The sequence below is a fragment of the Paenibacillus etheri genome (genome assembly GCF_001012825.1).
Lineage (GTDB): Bacteria > Bacillota > Bacilli > Paenibacillales > Paenibacillaceae > Paenibacillus_AQ > Paenibacillus_AQ etheri.
On sequence record NZ_LCZJ02000019.1, the window covers coordinates 561,041 to 567,416 of the forward strand.

A 6,376-nucleotide genomic window follows, 5' to 3' on the forward strand; every position below is an offset into this window, starting at 1 on the left:
GTGATCCGTTCTGTGCAGTTTTACTTTCTAGTTCTTTCTCTGTTGGCACATAACGATGTGGATCTTCTTTCGTCGGTGATGTCGTTGGTGTAGGTGTTGTTGTAGGACTCGTTGGTGTCGTTGGGTTGCCTGGATCTACACCTGTTCCCGGACCAGTACCTGGATCAATACTGTCGTCTTGCCCACTAATCGTAATCTCTTTGATTCCATAAACTGATGGATTTTCAACGGAAGTCGCCACTACTCTCACAACACCGTTTTTCACAGCCTTCAATAAACCACTCGAATTAATGATCGCTTGATCCGTTGGTGTTACTCCATCCGCTCCAAAAACTGTCCAAATAACAGACTTGTTGGTAGCATTTTCAGGCAATACATTAGCACCAAATTGGAGGGTTCTGTTCTTAGTGGTAATCGTTGAAACATCTCCTGAACTTGTAATGTTAATCTTTTCAACATCCACAGGATCAGTGCCCGGATCGATAATGTCTGATTGACCACTTATGGTAATAGACAATTCACCTTGAACATCAGAACCATCCGTTGCTGTGGCTACCACCTTCACGGTTCCATCTTTCAGCGCCGTCAGCAGTCCGGATAGATTAATGCTTGCTAAATCCGTTGCAGTTACGCTATCCGCTCCATATACAGCCCATGTTACCGACTTATTCGTAGCATTAGCAGGTAGCACGGTAGCACCAAGTTGAAGGCTTCCGCTCTTAGTGGTAATCGTTGACACATCTCCTGAACTTGAAATGTTAATCGTTTCAACATTCACAGGATCAGTGCCCGGATCGATAATGTCCGATTGACCACTTATGGTAATAGCTAACTCACCTTGAACATTAGAACCATCCGTTGCTGTGGCTACCACCTTCACGGTTCCATCTTTCACCGCCGTCAGCAAACCGGATAGTTCAATGGTCGCTTTGTCCGTTACTGTTATGCCATCTACTTCATACACAGCCCATGTTACAGACTTATTAGCATGGGTAGGTAGCACGGTAGCGCCTAATTGGAGAGTTCCGTTCTTCGTCGAAATCTCCGATGATTCACTTGTGATCGTGATCGATTGAACCTTAATATGATTGTGGATACTATCCTCCATCACTTGCAAAGCAGCTTTTAATTCCTTCACGGCCTGCTGCAATTGCTGCTGCGTAACAGACGTGCTATCGCGTACATCCTTCGCCTGATCAATAGCTTTTTGTAAAGTTAGTTTCGAACCTTCTGGATACTGACCCTCTTCATTCCCTTCTATTGCACTGTCGTGCATACTTTGCACACTTGTGATAAGTGCTTGAAGGGCTTGATAGTCCTCATCCATCTCATTCTTCATGATGTTAATCTCTGCCGCTGAAGCTAAACCACCATGACCTGCGATGGCAGTAAGTTTCAGGTATCTGCTTGCGACCGGAGCAAATTCTGCGATTTTCTCAGTGCTGTCATCATCCCAGCTTCCGCCTGTAACTGGTGTGAATGAGGTTCCGTCCATGCTTGTCGATAGTTCATAAACTGTAATGTAACCAATGGACTCGCCGTTTTGCTGAGGTAAATATCGTAATTTTGAAATTACTCTAGGTTTGCCAAGATCCAGAGTAATAGACTGCGGTAAATTCACAACAGGATCCCCTTCGGATAGCCATATCGTCGAAGGTTCTCCGTCAATGGCGTTTCCAGCATCGTTTCCGCTGTGATTGCTTGTTGATGTTGCTTTCATTTCACTTTGCGGGATCTCATTTGGATCCGAGACAGTAGGTATCCTTGACTGGATTTCCGCACGGTCTATTGATAAAAAGGTATTATTAGAGTCGGCATTCTTTTGGCCTGTCACCCTTACACGCAGCACATGTTCTTGATTCGTCAATCCCTTGCTTTCGAAAAGCAGCTGCTGATCGGATCTAGATGAGGCGTACGTGTCAACCATCGTTTCAGCTCCATCATCGATAGAAAATGCCGCGATTCCCTGATTATTGTTTTTTGCCCCATATAGTTGAACCTTTGATCCTATGAAACGGAAGAGTACATAGGCATCCACCGAGTTCGAATAGTGGTTGTCACCACCGTATGCGCCAGATTCGGACGAGGTGTAACCCCATTCCCCACTATACATAAATTGGTCATTCCCTGTTCCAATTGTATGATCATTCGCTATTCTGTCGAACGATAATAAGAACCTCTGGTTGCTTCCCGTACCTGCTGTGTTCTGTACGAATTGCACACCACCTGTTGTGCTACCTCCAGGGATTTCTATCACTTTACCACTACCACGATTTTTGAGTTGATAGTAGCCGTCCCCGACATCCACAACGGACCATTCATCGTTGTAGGTGTCATCATTGGTGTATCCCTTTTGAATAATCCCAGCACCATCTACAGTTGATGCGTCCTCTACGATAAGTGCCTTCAAACTGTGTTGAGATATGATTTTGTAATATCCAGGGTCTGTCCTCATAAACAACCATTGTTGATTCAGCCCTTTACCTGCAGACCATTGAATGATTTTGGCCCCATCTGCGCTTGAACCACCGTCTACATCCATGTTTAGCTGACTGTTCTGAACGGTCAAACTGAATGTTTTTTGATCGATTGGATCGCTCACAGAATTAATTTCTACCAGTTGATTATCTGTGTTCGTTAATGATGATTGGACCAATTGTGCCCCTGAAGCTTTACTGGAATCTGGAACAGTCAACGCTTTGCCGCTACCCCGATTGACCAGCTTGTAATAACCGTTTGCTTGATCAATTACTTGCCATTCATCGTTTAGCACAGCATCTGCGGTATATAGTTGCTGTACCAGTTGTGCGCCATCGGATATAGAAGCATCAAGAACGGCGATGACTTTATTACTCTTGCTATTAACGATTTTATTGTAGCCATTTCCAAGACTTACTATCTGCCATTGTTGGTTTGCCGTCCCTGATGATGACATCTGAACTAGTGACGCATGTTCATCCTTCGACGCACCTGCGATATCGAGCATTTTATCACTGTGCTTCATTTTTAAACTGTGCAGCGCCCCTTCTTTTAAAGGAATCGAGCTAATGGTGTACACATCGCCTACTTGTGTATCAAAAGAGATCAAATTGCTGTTATTAGTCGTATAAGCAACGTTTTGACCTGCTTGATTAGTGACGATTGCCCCGGCAATGTTAGGGTATGAAAGTTTGGCACTTGTTCCGTTAAGCGATTTGACCTGGACACTCGTCGCCCGAGATTTCGCCCAGGTTACACCAACCTCAAATCCGCCTCGTGCTTTTATTCCTGAGAAACTCCCAGTTGTCCAAGTTGAAGGCAATGCTGGCAAAATATCAATGTTGTCCAGATGACTTTGCACAAACAATTCAGGATAATAAGCGCCTTTCACTTGCCATTCGTTAACAAATTCACTCGACGGGTAAACGTCCGCAACGGAAATAGCCCTATTCCCCTCATTTAGACGCGCCCACATGTACGAATTATCTGGATGATATCCACCCACTCCTCGCATGTTCAGCGAAACTTTAACGGCATTAAATAAATCAGGAGTATCTCTCTTCGTGATCTGGTCAAGAAAACCAACACCAATTAAATGGGAGGCATGCCGGTGACTAGGATCTACGATAGGGTAATCATTATTCCATTCCTTGATTTCTCCGTTGCTACCAATTTTATAAGGAAGTAACTTCGGCAAGGCTGTTCGTACACGATTCATCAAATCAACATCTACTGTAGAATCTCCTTCCAATATACTGCCTGCTTCTAGGACATTTTCAAACAACTCTCGAATTAGAGTCATATCGATCGTTGACCCTTGACTGATTGCAATGGCTTTACCATCTGATAAAACATACTTCGTCTCCGGAGAAGTGGAAGGCGACGTAACGAGATAACCTTCCTTATTCGTCACAAGATAATCCAAAGCAAATTCTGCGGAACCCTTCATGAGCGGAAATGCCGTTTCTCGAAGAAAGGATTTGTCCTGTGTAAACCGATAATGATCATACACATTAAACATGAGCCACATGCCACCCGTAGGCCAGATTGACCACTCATTGTCATCTGCGCTAAGTTCTGTTTTAGCCCAAACATCGGACGCGTGAGGTATCATCCAACCGTCAAATCCGAAGTCTGTTTTCGCGGTTTTCTCTCCGTTTATAGCTAAATTTTTAATATATTTCCAAAGGGGATCTCCATTCTCGGTCAGATTCCCGGTTTCTATTAACGCATACATTTTCTGTACATTTTCATTGAAAAAATGTGCCCCATATGAGGTAGGCCTCCACTTGTAATTCCACATTCCATTTTCGTTAAAAGGACGATCAAATGTATTTGTTCTAGAAGCAGCAATTGAAACATAACGGGCATACTGGTAGGTAAGCGTGAACGGCCTGGAAATACCTGAATTACCGTTAACTTCTGTCCACAACCTGCGAAATAAACTCCGATGATCAGCCTGATGTGCATCCAAGAGCTGAGTATAGGTTTTTGCAAAAGCAACGTCCATTATATCTTCTACGATTGGAGTAGGATCATTCCCGCCTTGACTTGGATTTGGATTAGTAAATGGATCCTTGTAACTTGTCGCGTCTGCATATAGCAATTCAATTACCGTAGCACCTGAAATGTTCAAATTACCCCCAGATGCTGTTATGGTTCCTCCAGTCGTTCTGGCCCGTAGACGAGCGTCAAAAGTCATTCCTCTCCCATTCTCCCAATGACTAGCGTTATCATCGTATGGGGCCGTACCTGTCATCTGGATCTCGTTACCAGAAGATGTTACCGTACCGTGTGTGTCCATTTCCGGTGGTAGAGTCATCTTGGCCGTCATGCCCATCGGCTGACCGCCGTCATTGGTCATTCTTATGATCATTACGCGATCCGGTTTACTTGCAAATACTTCACGCGTATAAGTCGTGTTTCCCACTTTGTACTTTGTTGTAACTATCGACTTATCCAGATGAAGTTCACGATTATAATCCGTATATCCCGACGTATTCGGGACATCCAGGACGATATTGCCAATGGGCAGGAAGTTAGCCAATGGCTCTGATCCCCACATACCCATTGCTTCCGTCTCTGCTAACTTCAAATGATCCTCGCGAGAGGCTACTGATGTTGCTGCATCCGCTTGAGCAAGCAAACTTCTCGTAGCATCTAGAGCTATTTTACGATTTGGATCATAATTATTGAACGGTTCGCCGGAATGAAACGTTTTGTCACTAAGTTGAAGAATTTCGGTAGCTACGCCTCCCGATACTTTAGCACCAAAGTAACCATTCCCAACGGGGGCTCCGTTAAAATCTGTACCGCTGACCGGTGTTGTCCAATTTATTTTCAAATCATCCCAATTTCCTGCTTTCTGTTCAGGCATTCCTGCATTTTCTGTCACAGTAGCTGCTGCAGATGCCTGTGAGATGGACGGCACTCCTGATGCAAATAACAACGGAATCAGCAGCGAAAACGAAGTTGTAAGGGCTGTCATTTTTCTTAATTTTTGAATGATCATCAAATTTACTCCTTCATCAATTATGAATGCGATTATAGTTCATCCCACAATGTCACTGTTTGTAGATGCATGGGTCATATCTTCTTAATTCATAAACAAGGGAAGGAGACTTGCTTAATAAAGTCTCCTTCCCCTTGTACTACGTGTTTATTTCTTCGAATTTAGAGTGTACTCGTTTCTCCTTCCCAATTTCATCCGCGCTAACAGCTTCAATTTCTGAGTAGGCTGTGTTAAAAAACTTCTTCGGCTTAATTAATCAATTTCAAATATTGCAAAACTTGTTTGACCATCACTGCAGCCTCAGCACGTGTGGCTGCATTCTGCGGAGCAAAGTTTGTTTCTGTTTTTCCTTTGATTAATCCTTTGCTCGCTGCTTCTGTTACTGCATGGGTAGCATAATCAGAGATCTGGTTCTGATCAGCAAATGGAGTACGGGTTTGAGCTTCCGGCTCCTGATCACCTTGAACGAGATGAATAGCCTTTATGATCATAACGACCATTTGCTCTCTTGTAATCTTTGCATCTGGACTGAATTTCCCTTCACCAACGCCTTGAACCAAGCCTAACTTCGCTGCTGTGTTCACGTCCTGCGCATACCACGCCGTAGCACTAACATCTGCAAATACATTCGATAATGACTCCGTCGTTAACCCTAATCCTCTTACCAGCAGTGCCGCAAATTGAGCACGAGTGACTTGGCCTGCTGGTGCAAACGCCTGATCCGTCATGCCGTTAATGATCAGTTTAGAGGCTAAGGTTTCCACATCCTTTTGCGCCCAATGTCCAATCATATCGTCGAAGGTTTTCTTGTTCTGAACGATTGCGTATAAGCCATTTGCTTGACTGAATATCGAAACTTCAGTCTTACCATTCTTCACAGTGAAC

General features: G+C 44.0%; 2 protein-coding genes. Both read right to left on the reverse strand.

Annotated elements, in window-relative coordinates; translation table 11 throughout:
* The coding region (locus tag UQ64_RS12055) for a glycosyl hydrolase family 95 catalytic domain-containing protein (RefSeq protein ID WP_209445768.1) at positions 1-5,491 on the reverse strand (5,491 nt) is incomplete at its 3' end.
* A gap of 248 nt (positions 5,492-5,739) precedes the next feature.
* The coding region (locus UQ64_RS12060; RefSeq protein ID WP_209445769.1) for an S-layer homology domain-containing protein at positions 5,740-6,376 on the reverse strand (637 nt) is incomplete at its 5' end.